Annotated in this window: 12 protein-coding genes and 5 tRNA genes; 10 read left to right on the plus strand and 7 right to left on the minus strand. The window is 37.4% G+C overall.

Annotated elements, in window-relative coordinates; all coding sequences use genetic code 11:
• Positions 1 to 90: 90 nt before the first annotated feature.
• The 6 genes from CXF71_RS03795 (at position 91) to CXF71_RS03820 (ending at position 3,062) form a co-directional block, all read left to right on the plus strand.
• Positions 91 to 167 (plus strand) — tRNA-Asp (locus tag CXF71_RS03795).
• A gap of 65 nt (positions 168 to 232) precedes the next feature.
• A tRNA-Asp gene (locus CXF71_RS03800) sits at positions 233 to 309 on the plus strand.
• Positions 310 to 375: 66 nt separating this feature from the next.
• Positions 376 to 452: transfer RNA gene (locus CXF71_RS03805), tRNA-Asp, on the plus strand.
• Between the two features lie 66 nt (positions 453 to 518).
• Positions 519 to 595: transfer RNA gene (locus CXF71_RS03810), tRNA-Asp, on the plus strand.
• 117 nt (positions 596 to 712) lie between these two features.
• A tRNA-Asp gene (locus CXF71_RS03815) sits at positions 713 to 789 on the plus strand.
• A gap of 452 nt (positions 790 to 1,241) precedes the next feature.
• A complete protein-coding gene (locus CXF71_RS03820; protein WP_101231656.1) occupies positions 1,242 to 3,062 on the plus strand; it encodes an acyl-CoA dehydrogenase C-terminal domain-containing protein in 1,821 nt (606 codons plus the stop codon).
• A 99-nt stretch (positions 3,063 to 3,161) separates the two neighbouring features.
• On the opposite strand, the gene CXF71_RS03825 is transcribed toward CXF71_RS03820, so the two are convergent.
• Together CXF71_RS03825 and fadE are read right to left on the minus strand one after the other, a co-directional pair.
• Complete coding sequence (locus tag CXF71_RS03825) at positions 3,162 to 3,854, minus strand: TetR/AcrR family transcriptional regulator (protein ID WP_101231657.1); 693 nt, start codon at positions 3,852 to 3,854, stop codon at positions 3,162 to 3,164.
• Positions 3,855 to 3,994: 140 nt separating this feature from the next.
• Positions 3,995 to 6,424, minus strand: a complete 2,430-nt coding sequence (fadE, locus tag CXF71_RS03830) for an acyl-CoA dehydrogenase FadE (protein WP_101231658.1) — start codon at positions 6,422 to 6,424, stop codon at positions 3,995 to 3,997.
• Positions 6,425 to 6,584: 160 nt separating this feature from the next.
• Between fadE and CXF71_RS03835 the strand changes: the two genes are divergently transcribed.
• Positions 6,585 to 7,373, plus strand: a complete 789-nt coding sequence (locus CXF71_RS03835) for a class II glutamine amidotransferase (RefSeq protein WP_101231659.1) — start codon at positions 6,585 to 6,587, stop codon at positions 7,371 to 7,373.
• 39 nt (positions 7,374 to 7,412) lie between these two features.
• On the opposite strand, the gene rlmF is transcribed toward CXF71_RS03835, so the two are convergent.
• The 3 genes from rlmF to CXF71_RS03850 all read right to left on the minus strand — a co-directional run bounded on the left by rlmF (position 7,413) and on the right by CXF71_RS03850 (position 9,340).
• Positions 7,413 to 8,318, minus strand: a complete 906-nt coding sequence (rlmF, locus tag CXF71_RS03840) for a 23S rRNA (adenine(1618)-N(6))-methyltransferase RlmF (RefSeq protein WP_101231660.1) — start codon at positions 8,316 to 8,318, stop codon at positions 7,413 to 7,415.
• A gap of 44 nt (positions 8,319 to 8,362) precedes the next feature.
• A complete protein-coding gene (locus CXF71_RS03845) occupies positions 8,363 to 8,845 on the minus strand; it encodes a DUF2947 domain-containing protein (protein ID WP_101231661.1) in 483 nt (160 codons plus the stop codon).
• Positions 8,846 to 8,983: 138 nt separating this feature from the next.
• A complete protein-coding gene (locus CXF71_RS03850) occupies positions 8,984 to 9,340 on the minus strand; it encodes a hypothetical protein (RefSeq protein ID WP_101231662.1) in 357 nt (118 codons plus the stop codon).
• Positions 9,341 to 9,793: 453 nt separating this feature from the next.
• Here CXF71_RS03850 and CXF71_RS03855 point away from each other — a divergent pair, with 453 nt between their 5' ends.
• Positions 9,794 to 10,867: a tetratricopeptide repeat protein gene (locus tag CXF71_RS03855; RefSeq protein ID WP_101231663.1), complete on the plus strand. Its 1,074-nt coding sequence runs from the start codon at positions 9,794 to 9,796 to the stop codon at positions 10,865 to 10,867.
• Between the two features lie 323 nt (positions 10,868 to 11,190).
• Here the strand turns inward: CXF71_RS03855 and dinG are convergent, their stop codons facing one another.
• Entirely contained in the window at positions 11,191 to 13,326 is a 2,136-nt protein-coding gene (gene dinG / locus CXF71_RS03860; RefSeq protein WP_101231664.1) for an ATP-dependent DNA helicase DinG, read from the minus strand.
• Positions 13,327 to 13,389: 63 nt separating this feature from the next.
• Between dinG and CXF71_RS03865 the strand changes: the two genes are divergently transcribed.
• On the plus strand, positions 13,390 to 15,975 hold the full coding sequence (locus tag CXF71_RS03865) for a DNA polymerase II (RefSeq protein ID WP_232771370.1): 2,586 nt from the start codon (positions 13,390 to 13,392) through the stop codon (positions 15,973 to 15,975).
• A gap of 181 nt (positions 15,976 to 16,156) precedes the next feature.
• Positions 16,157 to 17,338 carry a cystathionine beta-lyase gene (locus CXF71_RS03870; protein ID WP_101231665.1) on the plus strand — a complete coding sequence of 394 codons (1,182 nt, stop codon included), beginning with the start codon at positions 16,157 to 16,159 and terminating at the stop codon, positions 17,336 to 17,338.
• Between the two features lie 224 nt (positions 17,339 to 17,562).
• Here CXF71_RS03870 and CXF71_RS03875 read toward each other — a convergent pair whose 3' ends face one another.
• Positions 17,563 to 18,627, minus strand: coding sequence for a succinylglutamate desuccinylase/aspartoacylase domain-containing protein (locus tag CXF71_RS03875; protein WP_101231666.1), 1,065 nt, complete (start codon positions 18,625 to 18,627; stop codon positions 17,563 to 17,565).
• Between the last annotated feature and the right edge of the window lie 61 nt (positions 18,628 to 18,688).

Below are 18,688 nucleotides of genomic sequence, written 5' to 3' on the forward strand. Positions count from 1 at the left end.
TTTATTAAAAAAGTGGTTGACTGCGCTGCATCATAACCGTATTATCTCGCCGCATTCAACGACATGTTGTTGATGCAGACAAAATGTTGCGGAGTGGTAGTTCAGTTGGTTAGAATACCGGCCTGTCACGCCGGGGGTCGCGGGTTCGAGTCCCGTCCACTCCGCCAATTTTGTAAAATCATCATAATTGATGCGAAGAGAGCTTCGTTAAAAACTCAATACAAAATGTTGCGGAGTGGTAGTTCAGTTGGTTAGAATACCGGCCTGTCACGCCGGGGGTCGCGGGTTCGAGTCCCGTCCACTCCGCCAATTTTGTTAAAATCATCATAGTTGATGCGAAGAGAGCTTCGTTAAAAACTCAAAACAAAATGTCGCGGAGTGGTAGTTCAGTTGGTTAGAATACCGGCCTGTCACGCCGGGGGTCGCGGGTTCGAGTCCCGTCCACTCCGCCAATTTTGTTAAAATCATCATAGTTGATGCGAAGTGATATTCGTTAAATTATCAAAGCAAAAAACAGCGGAGTGGTAGTTCAGTTGGTTAGAATACCGGCCTGTCACGCCGGGGGTCGCGGGTTCGAGTCCCGTCCACTCCGCCAATTTTGTTAAAAATAATCATAATTGATTCGGGTTGTAAGTCCTGCTAAAATTTAACGAAGAAAAAGATCGTAATAAATGAATTCGTTCAGTTAATATGATTTATGAGCAAAGATCGCGGAGTGGTAGTTCAGTTGGTTAGAATACCGGCCTGTCACGCCGGGGGTCGCGGGTTCGAGTCCCGTCCACTCCGCCAACTTTGTTTAATGTATTAGTCTACTAATCATTCCTACATATATTAATCCTTTGTATTCCCTTTATAATTTCTATTCAAAAAATATATTTACAACTTATCCCTAGGTTGTTATTTAATCAATAATTACTCTACGCTAGCTGTAAATTAATCAATATTTATACCTTTCAAATAAATAATTCTGCCCCTTTTCATCTTTTTGAATCATTCCTGTAAAACCTATAAATAAATGTATCCAATATAAAATGATTTTCATCTTGCTTTAGTCTACTAACATCTAGGCTCTGCAGCCCATTTTCATTGAGTTTATTGTCAGATGTTCTATGAGTAAATGAGGACTGTATTTTAAAAAATTTAATAAAAAAGCAAAAAACAACTTGAATTAGTGGTACGACCAGTGCTTTAATCTAGTTATATAATTATAAATAGAACACTAAAGTTGTTGGAGAAGCGTAATGCTAAGTTATAAAGCACCCATAGCAGATATTAAATTTTTGATTGAAGATGTATTCAATTATTATGATCATTATAAAAAACATGAAGAGTTTGAAGAAGCTAGCCCTGATTTAGTTGATGCTATTCTTCAAGAATGTGCAAAATTTTGTGAAAATGAATTACTACCTTTATACCAAAGCGGTGATAAAGAGGGTTGTACATTTGATAATGGCAAAGTTATTACCCCTAAGGGCTTTAAAGAAGCTTATCAACAATATATTGATGGCGGATGGTCTGCATTATCGCACCCCTTAGAACATGGTGGACAAGGTTTACCACCTTCTTTAGGTTTGGTGCAATCAGAGATGACAGGTACCGCCAACTGGTCTTGGGCAATGTATCCAGGGCTTAGTCACGGTGCAATGAATACTATCAATGCACATGGTAATGATAAGCAAAAAGAGTTGTATCTAACACGCTTAATTCAAGGTACTTGGACAGGTACTATGTGCTTAACGGAACCACAATGTGGCACCGATTTAGGGCAAGTTACTACAAAAGCAGAGCCAAATGGCGATGGCACTTACAATATAACCGGCACTAAAATATTTATATCTGCGGGTGAGCATGATTTAACCGATAATATTATCCATATCGTATTAGCAAGACTACCCGATGCGCCAAAAGGTACTCGTGGTATTTCATTATTTATCGTACCAAAAGTAAAATCAGATCAAGAAGGTACATTAGGTGATACAAACCGTGTTACCTGTGGTTCAATCGAAGATAAAATGGGTATCAAAGCCTCAGCGACAGCAGTACTTAATTTTGATAATGCTGTAGGTGAGCTTATAGGTCCGGAAAATAAAGGTTTAGAATGTATGTTCACCTTTATGAATACCGCACGAATAGGCACCGCGTTACAAGGCGTTTGTTCAGCAGAGCTAGCTTTCCAAAACTCATTGATTTATGCGAAAGAACGTTTATCTATGCGTGCTTTAACGGGTAAAAAGTTTCCTGAAAAAGTTGCAGACCCAATTATTGTTCATCCTGATGTACGTAAAATGCTGATGACGCAGAAGGCGATTTCAGAAGGCGGTAGGGCGATGATTTATTACACCGCTAAAATCGTTGATGATATTTCTATGGCAAAATCAGAAGAAGAGCGTAAAGCAGCAGATGATCGCTTAGGTTTTATCACGCCTATACTAAAAGCTTTTTTAACAGAGCTTGGCTCTGAAAGTGCAAATCATGGTTTACAAATATTTGGTGGGCATGGTTATATTAAAGAGTGGGGCATGGAGCAAATAGTGCGTGATGCACGAATTTCTACACTTTATGAAGGAACGACTGGAATACAAGCACTAGACTTATTAGGAAGAAAGATATTAATGACGCGTGGTAAGTCATTAAATGATTTCTCTAAAGAAGTGCTTAGTTTTTGTAAGAATAAAAGCTTAATTTCGAGTAATCCGCATAAACGTCAAATGAACCGTTTTATTTGGCCACTCAGTAAATCTATTGCTAATTGGCAGCAGTATTCAGTACGTCTAGGACTTAAAGCGAAGTCGAATAGAGACGTTGTTGGTTCAGCTTCAGTTGATTTCCTAATGTACTCAGGATATGTCGTCATGGCTTATTTTTGGGCGCAAATGGCACAATCTGCGTATGAAAAATTAGCGGGTGATGTTGAGAATCGTGATTTTTATCGTGCTAAAATTAAAACTGCTGAGTTTTATTTTGAACGTATGTTACCTAGAACGAAATCGTTAGCAAAAACTATGATGGCTGATCCAAAAAGTTTAATGCAACTAGACCAAGAGCTAATGTCTTTTCTGTAAGCAAATAGAAAACCTTTAATACAAAAATGCACGGTCTTGACCGTGCATTTTTATTTTAATAAGTCGGTGTAAAGCAATCCATATCAGAGGTTGTTTACACTATTTTAGTGACATGATCCAAGCAATAATTCTTCGCGTTGTGTGTGTAATTAACGCATTATCTATACTTACCTGTTTTGCCAGTTGACTATATTGAAGCTGAGAGAAAACGGTATACATTATCTTAGCATCAAGCTCAGGGTTAATTTTGTTAAAGAAGCTACATAGCTTTTCGTAAGGTACAAGTTGCGCTAATTCATGTTCTTGTACAAGTAAACGCAACTCTGGCGTTACTTGAATCTCCGTCAGCATCAATTGCTCAACAGCAAGTGATATAGCATGATGCTTAATGTTATCAACTAAATATTCAGAGGTCATATTACTCAGTTGCTGACACAAAGCTTCCTTCACGGTTGTTTTTCTTAACTCCTTCTTTTCTATCTTCGAAGTAGCGATAAAAGTTGCTGCTAAGATAGTATCTGCACGAGATAAAATTTGTTCGGAATTTAACCTAAAAGCTTGATGGATAAGCTCTTGAATATCTTTAAAATAATAAGTCGTTAATGACAGCTGAATTTGTGCATGGCTAGCAATGGCTCGGTGGGTAGTACCTTTTACACCATTGAGTGCTAAAACTTCAATAGCAGCAATGAGTATTTTCTCACGGGTTTTTTCCCCTTTAGAACGACGCTTGACCGGCATATTTGTATGCTGTTTAGTCATTTTTGTAGTTATGATATCTTTAACGGGCATCTTCAGCTCTATTAATATTTTAGCATTACATTTACTTTATTTTAACATTATTTTGGGTTGTTGATAGTATTAAAAAACATTTTATATACTCTTATTACAAAGGAAGATAAATTGTAATAAGAGCTTTATGTTTTATGTCACTATAGAGCAGGTATTGATGCGGTTAATTCATCACTTTTAAAGTCATCTACGGCAATAACCCATTGCCGTCCAAGTTCAGCATTTGTTAATAATTCAGCTTCCTCGTTTGAAATGATATTATTGGTAAGGCCGAGCTCTGCTACCTTATTAAGCTGATAAAATGGTAATTTTTTATTTAACGCATGGCAGACTTTTTCATAAATTGGTTCGCAATTAATTATGTCCTCAAGCACTTGTTCTAATCTGCCAAAAATATTGCAACCATCTCGAGTTAAATATTGACCTTGACCTAAGCGAGTCCTTGAAGAACCAGGTGTTTGCAGTAATTCTGATACTTTATGTGCTATTTCATCACTTGGCTTATTTAACCAAGTACCTAAAGGAAAAATGATAGCGCGTAAACATTTCGCAATAATTTTATTTGGAAAGTTGCTAATCAATTCATCAATGGCGTGTTGCATCTCGTATAGACAGTCTTCAACAGCATACTGAACGAATGGAAAATCTGCTGTTTTTCTCCCTTCATCGTTATAGCGTTTTAATGTGGCGCTAGCTAAATACAAGTTACTTAAAATATCACCAAGTCGAGCTGAGATACGTTCTTTTCTTTTTAAATCAGCGCCCAATGACAACATCGCAATATCTGAAAGCATGGCCAAGTTGGCACTAAAGCGAGTAAGTAATTGATAATAGCGGCGAGTCTCATCATTATATGGACTACCCAAGAAGCGTGAGCCAGTTAAAGAACACCATAAACTACGACCTATATTACTGATGCTAAAACCGATATGACCAAATAGAGCATGATCAAAATCATTAAGGGCTTGTTCATTATCACTGTTATTGGCTGCTTCGAGTTCTGCTAGTACGTATGGATGACAACGAATGGCCCCTTGACCATAAATAATCATACTACGGGTAAGAATATTGGCACCTTCAACGGTCACTGCAATAGGCGCACCTTGATACCCCCTTGCTAAATAATTGTTTGGTCCCATGCAAATACCTTTACCACCATGAATGTCCATCGCATCTATCATGGATGAACGCATTTTCTCTGTCAGGTGATATTTAGCGATAGCTGAAATAACGGACGGTTTTTCACCTAAATCAATGGCACCTGTTGACATAGTTGTGACCGCATCCATTAAATAAGCATTAGCGCCTATACGGGCCAGAGGTTCTTCAATACCCTCCATTTTACCAATGGGCATTTTAAATTGACGTCTTATACGGCTATAAGCACCTGTCGCTAAGGCTACCGTTTTTACTCCTCCAGCACTGTTTGACGGCAATGTTATTGCTCGACCAACGGAAAGGCACTCAACTAACATACGCCAACCTTGGCCAGCCATATCCGCGCCGCCAATAATAAAATCTAGTGGTACAAAAACCTCACTACCTTGGGTTGGACCATTTTGAAAAGGCACGTTGAGGGGGAAGTGTCTTCGACCAATAGTAATGCCAGGTAAATTTGTTGGAATAAGCGCACAAGTTATCCCTAAATCTTGTTGTTCTGAAATAATTTTATCGGGATCTTGCAATTTAAAGGCTAATCCTAAAACCGTAGCGATAGGCGCTAGGGTGATGTAACGTTTATCCCATGTCAGCTTCATCCCTAAAACATCTTTACCATCAAACTGTCCATGACAAATAATCCCGAAATCAGGAATAGAACCGGCATCAGAGCCCGCTTCAGGGCTGGTAAGGGCAAAGCAAGGGATCTCTTCACCAGAAGCTAAGCGCGGTAAGTAATAGTCTTGCTGAGCTTTAGTGCCATATTCCTGCAGTAATTCTCCGGGACCTAAAGAATTGGGAACACCTACTGTACTAGCCAGGACTGAGCTAACTCCCGTGAGCTTTTGTAATATACGAGATTGTGCATAAGCAGAGAATTCTAAACCTCCATATTGCTTTTTAATGATTAAGGCAAAAAATTTGTTTTCTTTTAAGAACTGCCATATTTCTGGAGGAAGATCGGCAATTTCATGGGTAATATGCCAGTCATTAACCATGGCACAAATCTGCTCAACAGGGCCATCTATGAATGCGTGCTCTTGTGTACTCAACCGAGGTCGAGGGTAGTTGTGAAGTTTTTTCCAATCAGGATTACCGCGAAATAAATCAGCATCGAACCATGTAGTACCAGCATCTATAGCTTCTTGCTCTGTCGAAGACATTTGCGGCATTATCTTTTTAAAAATCGCCAATAAAGGCATACTAATGAATTGTTGGCGGATGTTATCAATATTTAGCGGCAGCGCTATGACAGCAAAAAGCAACCAAGAAACAATGCCAATTATATTGAATAAAGAACCGAGTGCCATTAGCGCGGCAAAACTTAAGCTATAACTTGATAACGATGCTCTTGTATAGCTCATAAACCAAGTTAACGATATTGCGGCAAATAACCAAATAATAATATCCACAGGATTCCCTTGTCGTGTTTGTGTGAAGCGTAATGAGTGAAAAAGTATTTGAATTTAAAATAATTTTTAGTCAATGGTATACTCTATTTATAGAATAAATTGTAGATTTAGCCAAGCACATTTTACTTTAAAGTGTTTGGTTGTTTAAAGAGGTTAAAAAATGTGTGAATTGTTAGCGATGAGTGCCAATGTACCAACGGATATCTGCTTTAGTTTTAGTGGTTTAATGCAACGAGGAGGTAATACTGGACCGCATAGTGACGGGTGGGGCGTGACTTTTTATGAGGGGAAAGGATGTCGTAGTTTTAAAGATCCTATGCCAAGTGCTCATTCACCTATTGCTGAGCTTGTTACAAAGTACCCAATGAAAAGTGAAGCTGTCGTCTGTCATATTCGTCAAGCTAATTCGGGTGAGGTTTGTCTTGAAAATACTCATCCATTTGTTAGACAAATGTGGGGAAGGAACTGGACCTATGCCCATAATGGTCAATTAAAAGATTTTTATAGTGAACTACCTATTGAATTTCATTTACCCATTGGAACTACTGATAGTGAACATGCTTTTTGCTGGATACTCGATCAATTACATCTTGAGTTTGGTGCCAAGCAAGTTGAGGCCAAGTTGTTATTTGGCTTTATAGCTTCACTCGCGGTAAAACTTGATAACTTAGGTGTTGCTAATATTATTATTACTGATGGCGAGTACTTGTTCGCATACTGCTCTAATAACTTGCATTGGCTTACCCGCAGAGCTCCTTTTGGACAAGCAAGTCTAATTGATGCTGAAATGGCAGTGGATTTTCAAAAAGAAACCACTAGTAATGATGTTGTTACCGTTATTGCGACAAAACCGCTGACGGATAATGAGACCTGGCATAAAATGACAGCAGGCCAATGGCAGTTGTTTTGCTTAGGAGAGCTCGTTGCTGGTGATCGGGTTCAAGCATAAAGAATAATACTTAATTGCTAAAAACTATTAAGTATTAATTTAATTAACATCATAGAAGCTCCAAGCGATAAAGCGGCTAATTTTCTGTCCTTGAGCCATGTTAATTACTTTAACTTGCTTTGCTTGGGAGTTCTTTAAGTTGAGCTTAAGCTTGGACAAATGATCTTTTTTTGATACTAAACAGGTAAACCAAAGTACTTGCTTTTGATAAGCCTTGCTTTCTTTAATCATTTTCCCAATAAAAGCTAGTTCACCACCTTGGCACCAAAGTTCTGCTTTTTGCCCACCAAAATTGAGTGTTTTATCCTGAATTTTAGCAGGAGGTTTAGCTTTATTTAAATTTCTTATTTTTCGTGTAGTGCCTTGAGTTGCTTCAGCCAATGAACTATGAAATGGAGGGTTACATAGTGTTAGATGATAGAATTCATCTTTGGCTATTACACCGTTAAATATATGATTACTATCCGGCTGTAGACGACATTTTATATGTTTATCTAACAACTTATCAGCTGATATGATCTGCTTGGCAACTTTTATTGAAACAGGGTCAATGTCCGAGGCGACAAAATGCCAATCATATGCTCTTTGTCCTAAAATAGGGTAAATACAACTGGCCCCTGTACCTATATCTAATACGTTAACCGGAGTTTTATTCGGTATTAATACGTTGGGTGTTGCTGCTAATAAATCATGGAGATGGTGGATATAGTCCACTCTTCCTGGAATAGCAGGGCATAGATAGCCATCAGGTATGTTCCAAAAATCAATGTTATATTCACTTTTTAATAAAGACAAATTAAGCGCTTTAACTGCCAAGGGATTAGCAAAATCTATAGTGTCTTGACTATTGAATTTATTTTTTATAATAAAACGTGATAATTCTGGGTGCGCTTTAACTAAAGCTGTAAAATTATATCCCTGTTTGTGGCGATTATTATTATGCAAAGTAGGCCCGTTGTAATAAAAATATGATGTAAATAGAAGCTTGTTTAATTACTACTTGGCTTTTGGCCAAGTTTAAAATAGCCATTACTAGTAAATTGCACTGCTTGTTGGCGTTTCTTACCTAATAATATGGGGCCGTCATCCATAAACAAAAAATTTTTCCAGCATCGTTGGAATGTTGCCCAATTTGTTTCTATTACATTATCTCGTGAACTGCAGTAATAAACGACGGTATTCTGGTCCCAGTCTAAATGGCTGGTAATTAATTCAGGTAGCGCTTGTTCGTTGCTGTCCCAAAGACCTTCCCATTTTCCTTGCTCTAACCAGTTGCTTTTATCTGAAGGCCAATCACCTTTTTTGAAAAAGTCAGGATGATCTACTTGACGAGATATAAAAGTGTCCCAGACTATATTCGCTCGTTCAACATTCATGGGTTTTATTTTGGCTAAATCATTATCTGCAATAGGTAAACTTTTATGCTTAAAAATCCAAGCATTCTTTAAACTCTCTAACGGTAAGTAATTCATTCATATTGCTCAAAGGGGAAAACAGCGCAATTATACCCAGCAATAGCCAAATAAAAAAGCGCTACATAACATAACGAATAGTTAGGTGTAGTTAAAAGGTTGAAAAGTGAGTTGATAACTCAGCTGCTTTCTTATTTATTATGATTGCTCAGTGAGACTGTTAACGTTTTTATTAGCGATCCTATAAGCATCAAATGCCGCAATTATCCAAATAAATAACAGTAAATAACCAATCATAGCCAAGTTAGGGTTTTCTAATGCACCCTGTTCAATGAGTGCTCGGCGTATTGCTGAAACCTCAATAGGGATTTCACCTCTGATAATGCTATCAATCACTTGTTGAGTTTTATTATGAATTTCTTTAACTAAACCAAGCAGTGGGTAGGTAAAACTAGCAATAAAAGCAAGTGCGACAAAATATTTTTTTAAAACTAAATGGCCAACGCCAGGGAATACTAGCAATGATAATAAGGTAACTTTGGTTGTTTGTTTCATGGTTATATCGCAGATAAGACTATCGAAGTAAGATCATCTTATCCTGATAAGTTAACTTAGCCTAATAGATATAAACGTCACCCCTTTAATATGCTTTTTTCCCCTGCTTTAGCTTTGCTAGTAAAGACGGCAGTGTGAATTAATTTAAAAGAATTTTTTTGTTTTAATTTCCATTGACGGACAATAATCAAACGATTGTTTTAATTGTAGTATGATGTATACTCTGTTTATTAAGAGTATTTCGCCTTAGAACTCTAAATTAATTTAATAAACTCAAGCTATTGGAATAATTATTGAAGTCATGAGTATTTGCATTCTAACTAAGATAATAAATGTGCTCTGATTCAATAATACTAATGTTAAATCGAAGTAACATTAAATTAACGCTTGTGTAATTTATGTTCAAATGGTATTTTCTAAGAAAATAAGAATAAAAATAATAGAGGAGCGGTTATGCCACAAGCAGCAATTCGCGAGTATGATGAGGAAGATGAGCATTTGCCTACAGCAGAAGTTGATCAAGAAGCACTATCACAAACGCAATCTGAAGAAGCAGTAGCATGTGTCGATGCTCCAACCGCTGAAAACGAACAAAACGAACCTTACTACCATTACACCGTAGATACTAAGGATCCTGATCCTTGGTTGGTTTTGCATAGAACCAAGATAATTGTTTTAGTTCTTTTAGTTGTTGCTGGTGTGGCAGGCAGTGTTTTTTATAAAGATCTTAAATTAAGTGAACAAACCAATGCAATAATCGCTGAACCACAATTGAATGATTTCTATTATGTTGATTTCCGCGTAATTAAAGATAATCTTCGTCCCGCTGAAAAGTTTCGTATGGCGAAAGTTCAAGATATTACTGGTGATGTAGTTACGATTAACTTTAGTAGTTATTTTTATCTGCAAGAGCATGAATTAAATGAAGCCATTCGTTATGCACAGCTAAGATTTGAAAAGTTTTTCCAAGAGAAACGTCACAATTATACCGTTTCTGAATTACAACAAATGGTTGAGTCAGGTGCTATCGTATTAGCTCGTCGACCTGAAGGTAATATGCTTGACGGTAATGTAGTTGTTCCTGACTCTCATTTTGAATCTAGTTCTATATTTATCCCAGGTAAAAAAGAGAATTTTGCTGGTTTAGAATATTTAAAGTTTGCTAAAGATGCTGATAAAGCAGGGATGGCGTTAGAGAAATTTGAAGAGTCGGCTGATTTAGGTTTTGCACTAGGCCAAGTAAACTTAGCTCAAATGTATCTAAACGGAACTGCAGTTGACAAAGATTTACACGAATCACTTGTATGGCTTAAAAAAGCATCTTTACAAGCGTTTGAACCAGCAATATTAAAATACGGAATTGTTTGTAAACAAGTTGAAAGCTGTACTGTTGAAGACTTTTATCAAGAACTGGTTAAAACAGGGGTAAATATTGAATTTACCAAACAAGCTGATGTGATGGCGACAACAAAAGCTTTTGCTAAAGCATTAGCTGATGCAGCAGAATCTAAAAAGAAAAAATACTAAAGTAGTGCAAACTATGATTAAAGGCTTAAAATTTATTTTAAGCCTTTTTTATATCCGAAGAATAAAGACTAACCTCAACTATGGTCAATGAAATCGGTATATAAGATATCAATTACCATTTAAATAACATCAGAGGAGACAGTGAGTCATCTAGTTTTGTTGCTTAAGTAGTAAATAGGGAAAACCTTCCTTTTATCGTTATATAAATTTGAATGATCCATAGCTTTGAAGTATACATATTGGTTAGTCGGGTGGTATGACCGAGAATCTTTAAGTGCTGCAGTAGAATATGTTATTGATTACTAAGTAAGAATAAAGCTCTGCTACTTTTCGAATACTCGACTAAAAGGTGGAAGTGAGTCGAGTAATTGCTTGCCATAACGTTTAGTCACTACACGTTTATCTAACAAAGTAATAACCCCTTCATCCTTTTCATTGCGTAATAATCTACCGCAGGCTTGTACCAATTTTTTTGACGTGTCTGGTACAGAAAGGGTCATGAACGGATTGCCACCTTTTGCCGTGACATATTCTGCTTGTGCTTGCTCAACAGGAGAGGTAGGTACAGAAAATGGCAATTTGGTTATGATTAAGTTATTGAGGTAGTCTCCAGGTAAATCTAGTCCCTCGGAGAAGCTTTGTGTACCAAAAATTATACTTATTTTATTATCATCACAACGTTTTTTATGTTGCTCTATTATTTTTTGACGTGACAACTCGCCTTGAACCATTATTTCAATGTCGCTGTTATCTCTTAATGCCTCGGCAACCTTATTCATTTGCCAATAGGAAGAGAATAATACCAAGCTGGCACTGCCTTGTTCAAGATAACGCGGTAATTTCGTAATTATTTCATCAGTAAATTCTTGTGCACTGGCTTCATTGTCCATATTGGCGATGACTAATTGTGCATTGTTTTGATAATCAAAAGGAGAATCAACTTGCTGATATTGACTACCATCATTATTTTTTAAACCTACTTGAAAACGAAAGTGATCAAAAGAATTTAACGCACGTAAAGTCGCTGAGCACAATACCGCTGCTTCGCATTGACTCCAAAGCATATTTTCCAAGGTAAAACCTACTTCAATAGGAGACGCGCTTAATAAGTAATCGAGACGTTTACTGGTGATCCTCTCTAACCAGCGAGCCATTGGTGCACCTTTATCACTATCTGTTTTAGCATACATAAACCAAAGAGCTTGTAAGTTCTCCAAGCGTTGGATCATAAAACCAGCTTCAGCTAGTAATGGCTCGGCTAAATACATCTGCGTATCGCCATCTTTTACCGCTTCAATCAATCCACTATAGAGCTTATTTAAATTAGCTAACGATTTTTTACTGAGACTTTGTATATCCTCAGCCCAGTTTTTTAATGTTTGCGGAATGATGCCATTTTCAAATCGATACACTTGAGAATCATTCTGAGATTTTTTAGTAAAATTTGACCCTTGAGATGATTCTTCTTCTAGAAAATACACATTGGCATTAGCTTCAACAAAATTAAGGACCTTTTGCATTTCCAATAATAAATCTTGGCAATCATCCCCTAACTTTAATGCAGGAGAAATGGCATTGCGAGATTTGATCAATTTAGCCATTTTATCGCCAGTATCTCTGAGCTTAGTTAACCATTCAATTGAACCTTTTAAGGTAATACTTGCACTGGAAAAGTCACGAGTCACTTTGGGTAGATGGTGCGCCTCGTCAATAATGTAAATGGTATCTTCAGGTGAAGAGAGTATTCTGCCGCCGCCGAGCTCCAAGTCAGCCAATAACAAGCTGTGGTTAATAACTAAAACATGGGCTTGATCCATCGTTTCACGTGCTTTGTGAAATGGGCAATGGGTGTGTTCAGATAAGTTTTTTAAGCAACTGTGTTTATCACTTTGTACTTGTTGCCAAATATGATGAGGTAAATTCGTTGCCCACGAGTCTATATCGCCTAACCAACTACCATCGAGTAAGGCTTTGTGCATGGAATTTAGTGTACGAATATCTTTAGCATCAGGTTTTTCAGCAAAAGTGAAACCTACTTGTGTTGGTTCACTGCCTGAGCCTGTTGTTACCGCTTGCGTTAACTTTTGACGACATACGTAGCGCTGCCTACCCTTGACTAAAGTGAAGTCAAAATTTAATCCTGCGTATTTTTTTAGAAAGGGTAAGTCTTTGTCAACTAACTGTTCTTGCAACGCAACAGTGGCGGTCGAAATACACACTTTTTTATCACGCGAAAGGGCTAGGGGGATAGCACCTAAACAGTAGGCCAGTGATTTACCGGTACCAGTGCCTGCTTCAATAGTAATTATTTTTCTATCTTTGTCGTATTCACCCGCTAAGGTCTTTGCTATTTCGGCAATCAGTAGGGTTTGTTGTTTACGAGGATTAAAATGCGTTAAATTCTCGCCGATGGCTTTATATGCTTGGCGAATAGCTTGCTTTAACTTATCAGATAACATTATTACTAGTTTCCAAAAAACATGAGAACGGTTACACTGCTGTATATATTAACAGGTTTAGACGTGTTACACGAAAAATTTAATGATAAAATGACAAATTTTATGACAACGGAAATTAATCGTGGTTTTTTACTGACACGACAAGTGCAAGATACGGCTAGGGGCCTAGAAATCACCCTATGGCTCAAAAATAATTCAGGTCCGCTGAAGCTTCAAATAAATAATGAATTAGCTGTTTTCTTTATTGAACATCATCATTTAGCAACAGCGCAACGTATACTAATTGACCAGCGAATTTCTCTAGAAAAATCCCAACAGTTACCACTAAAGACCTTTACTCAGCTAAAAGTAGCTGCACTGTACTTTTCCTCGATGCGCAGCTTTTACCGTGCGAGGGATGCCTTGAAATCACAACAAATAAAATGTTATGAAGATGATATTCGTGCTGATGATAGATTTCTGATGGAGCGCCATATTACCGCTGATATTGCTTATGTTGGCCAGTCTATAGACCGCTTTATAGGTAATCAGATAAATAGCGCTAAAAGTCATCTACTAGGTGATATTAGCGATAATCAAATAGCTGAACCCGATAAAACTTCTCAGAGCTATCAATTAGTAACGCAAGCCCAGTGCAAAAGGTCAGAAAAGCAAAATGAGATTAGCTTAACAATGCTATCCATTGATATAGAGTGCTCAATGGAAGGCGAGCTATACTCCATCGGTTTATATGCGTTTAATCGTAACTCTTTAGGTATTAAAGAAGAGTTTAAACGGGTACTAATGATTGGTGAGCCGGAATTAAATTGTGCAGCTTATATTCAGTGGCAAGTTGATGAAAGGCATTTACTGGTGCAGTTCATTGATGAAGTCAATTTATTTGATGCCGATATTTTTATAGGCTGGAATGTCATTAATTTTGATTTTACGTTACTACAAAAACGCTGTGATTTATATGGTATTAAGTTTGCCATCGGTCGTGACGGCAGTAAGCCTTATTGGCGTACTAATGCAAATAATAGTGACCAACATTTTATTGAAATAGCTGGGCGTGTAGTCCTTGATGGCATCGACTTGCTAAAAACAGCGACGTATAACTTTACTAGTTTTTCACTCGATAATGTCGCACATAGTTTACTTGGGCTGGGTAAAAAAGTCGTTGATGTCGACAATAGAGTACAAGAGATCACCGATAACTTTAACCATAATAAACCCGCATTAGCGGCGTATAATCTTGAAGATTGCCGATTAGTTTGGTTAATATTTGAAAAAACACAGTTACTCGCTTTTGCACAATTAAGATCACAACTGACCGGGCTTGCCATAGATAGAGTAGGAGGTTCAGTTGCCGCATTTACCAATCTTTACTTACCAAAATTGCACCGCAGTGGTTATATAGCGCCAAATATGGGCGATGGTGTCTCGGGTTTGATCTCCCCTGGTGGCTATGTCATGGATTCTATTCCCGGTCTATATGACAATGTACTGGTGTTAGATTTTAAGTCTTTGTATCCCAGTATCATTCGTACTTTCAAAATTGATCCCATGGGTTTAATTGAAGGCTTACAAGAGATGAATGCTCAGAAATCAACTAACGAAAAAGTATCGCAACGTAAAGAAGATAATCGAGCTCTTGTTATTAGTGGCTTTGATGGCGCCTATTTTTCAAGAAAAGCACACTTTTTACCTGATATTATTGAATCACTTTGGTTTGAACGTGATAAAGCCAAACAGCAAAAAAATGCCGCATTGTCACAAGCCATAAAAATTATAATGAATAGTTTTTATGGGGTCTTGGGCTCAACAGGTTGTCGTTTTTTTGATCCGAGATTATCGGGCTCTATTACTAAACGAAGTCATGAGATTTTAAAGAAAACCAGTATGTGGATTGAAAACCTAGGGCATCAAGTTATCTACGGTGATACCGACTCCATCTTTGTTTCCATTGGTGCAGACAAATCAAAGCAGCAAGCAAATGATTTAGGTATTGAATTACAAAATTTCATTAATGAAAAATGGCAACTTACCTTAAAGCAAGACTTTAAAATTAGCTGCCAATTAGAAATTGAATATGAAACGCATTTTACTAAGTTTTTAATGCCAAGAATACGTGGCCTTAATCATACTAAAGATCAAAAGGTTATCGGTACCAAAAAGCGCTACGCAGGCTTATCTAACGGAGAGATTATCTTTAAGGGCTTGGAAACTGTTCGAAGTGATTGGACCGCGTTAAGTAAAGACTTTCAACAAGAGTTATATCGATTAGTTTTTAATGATGAACCTATTGAAGCGTACATTAAAAAGGTAGTGAATGAACTCAAACAAGGACACCATGACGAAAAATTAGTTTATCAGAAAAAAATAAGACGTAAGCTAAGTGATTACGTTAATACACCGCCTCATATTAAAGCGGCATTGATTGCTAATACAAAGCTCGAGGCTCAAGGTAAAAAGCAAAAATATCAACATAGAAGTACTATTCGATATGTCATTACTTTGGATGGTGTACAGCCGTTAGAGTTTAGGACAAGTAAACTCGATTACGACTTTTATGTAGAGAAACAACTTAAACCAATAGCGGATGATATTCTACCTTTCATTGGGAAAGACTTTGAGTCCATTACAGGCGATCAAATGGGACTTTTTTAACCATCGCTTCAGCGTGACTGTCGATATATCTATTCGGTATATGTATTTTCATTTTATTGTTAACTAATTCTAGCCAGTTAAGTCTATACAGGTTATAAATACGGTATAAAAGTTTTAGATGGCTAGATAGCTGAAATTAAATCTCATGCCCTAGAACTCAATCCCTTTAATGGAGGTCAATATGAAACAAGATACTAAGATAGTAAATGCTGGACGTAGTGCTAAATGGACTAATGGAGTGGTTAATCCTCCTGTTACTCGTGCATCTACCGTCGTTTTTAATACCGTTGCAGAAATGAATAATGCGGTTGCCAATAGACATAATCAAACGATGGTTTATGGGCGACGTGGTACCAATACGTCGTTTGCTTTTAGTGATGCCATGACTGAGTTAGAAGGTGGCGCAGGTTGTGCTTTATATCCATCAGGTACCGCAGCGATCACCAATGCTATTTTAGCCTTTGTTAAGCAGGGCGACCACATATTAATGGTGGATAGTGCCTATGAACCTACCCGTGATTACTGCGATAAAATATTAACTAAAATGGGCGTCAGTACTACCTATTATGACCCTATGCTTGGTGCTGATATTGAAGCATTGATTCAAGATAATACCAGTCTGATTTTTTTAGAATCACCGGGCTCTATTACTATGGAAGTGCAAGACGTTCCCGCTATTAGTGCTGTTGCACATAAACATGATTGTATTGTCATGCTTGATAATACTTGGGGGGCAGGCATTAACTTTAAGCCATTTGATTATGGCGTTGATGTGAGCGTACAAGCGGCAACAAAATATATCGTCGGTCATTCAGATGTTATGTTAGGTACGGCAACCGCGATAGAAAAATACTGGCCACAGCTTCGTGATTACAGTTATTTGATGGGGCAATGTACTTCCCCAGATGATTTATATCTTGCTTTACGCGGTATTCGTACACTTGGCGTTAGGTTAAAACAGCATCAGCAAAGTGCACTAAAGGTTGCTAACTGGTTACAGACACGACCTGAAGTCGCTAAAATTTTACATCCAGCTTTTGATTCTTGTCCGGGACATGAATTTTTCAAACGAGATTTTGAAGGATCTAACGGTTTATTCTCTTTTGTTCTTAATTGCGGCAATAAAGTGGCATTAACTGCGTTTTTAGATGGTCTGCATCATTTTAAAATGGGCTATTCTTGGGGAGGTTTTGAAAGCTTGATATTAGGTATCACTAATGTAAATGCTATTCGTAGTGCGACAACTTTCGACTGTGAATATCCGTTAATTCGTCTTCATATCGGCTTAGAAGATGTTGACGATTTGCTTGAAGATTTATCGAAAGGTTTTGACCGTTTTAATGAAGTACTTTCCAATTCATAAATGGCATAAACCTATTGGCGTACTTTTAAACTAACGAAGCGTGATACTGTCAGGCTTCGTTAGTGATTGCATTTACCTAGTCGAATAACACTTACTTTCTTCCAATACCAATACCAATACCAATACCAATACCAAAAGTCAGCTATTGCTCAATCGAGTGCCTTGCCTCTAAGCCTTTTAATTCTCGCTGAGTGGGAAAAAACTTAATCAACTTGGTATTACTATTAAATATCGGTTGAAGCCAGTTTTACCACATAAAATAAACAGTCATTTATAGCAGTACTCTTATTGGTTGTCGCTTTAAATAGACGTAGATTATGTCGGCAAACTAATTGATTATCTCTAGCGTAAAAGTATTCATTAAGTACGTCTTTACCACTCTTATCTATAAGTTGTAAGTTATCAAGGCCATTACCATCAATCCAACCTAGCATTTCATCTTGATGGGCACTACCAAAGTTAAAGCACTCAATATTTTCTTTAAGGGTGACGCCACTATAACCCTCATCATGTTGAGCGTAAGATAATTTGGTTTGTGCTTTTAATTGCAAGCGTAGTGGACGATAAATGACTTCTACTGGCTTTTCTTGTTGTATGTAACCAATACTTTCGCACTTAGCAACTTGTGAAATACCTGAAAAAGCGATTTCATGGGCTTGCTCATCTTGGCAGCCACCGCATTCAATGGTAATGAATGGACAATTGAAACTTTGCTCCATAATCGAACCCATATTTAAATCAGATAGTATGAGGGTTTGACAAAATAATGAGGCAAGCGATAGCACTTCTGTAGTTACCACCGAACTAATTGAAAACGTGGGACCTGGACTTGAAGAATTGTGAAGGTCGATCACCATTTCAGGGTTAACTTCCCTGATAGCTTGTTCAATCAATGATGCTCGTTGACAATAACCTCTTTGCCCATCACGACATACAAAAGAGCAATCTTTACCAAAACAACGGTTAATGTCCATGCCACCATTAACAAAACGCTGGCTAAATAATGGTTTAGCGGTCGCGGCTTCTACCGAACAGATAATAAAACGTAGATTTGTGCACGGTTTATCTTGCGCTAAAATCTCAGTTAAGTAGCGATGCATGGCGATTAAACCTGAAGGCTCATTACCATGAAGCAGTGTCGTAAACACCCGACATTTATCCGGATCAGTCCCTGATATATCAATAACGGTTGGTCCTGTCATCGATAAAAGAAATTGTTCGTAATCCGCATGCAAATCTTGCCATGTAGGATCTTTTAAATAGTTGATTTCACTAAAATCTATATCCATAGTGCTGCCTAAGTCGTGTTTGTTTTTTGTATAAATTCCTTATTAGGACTAAGGATGTCAC

This window comes from Colwellia sp. 12G3, from assembly GCF_002836775.1.
Classification (GTDB): domain Bacteria; phylum Pseudomonadota; class Gammaproteobacteria; order Enterobacterales; family Alteromonadaceae; genus Colwellia.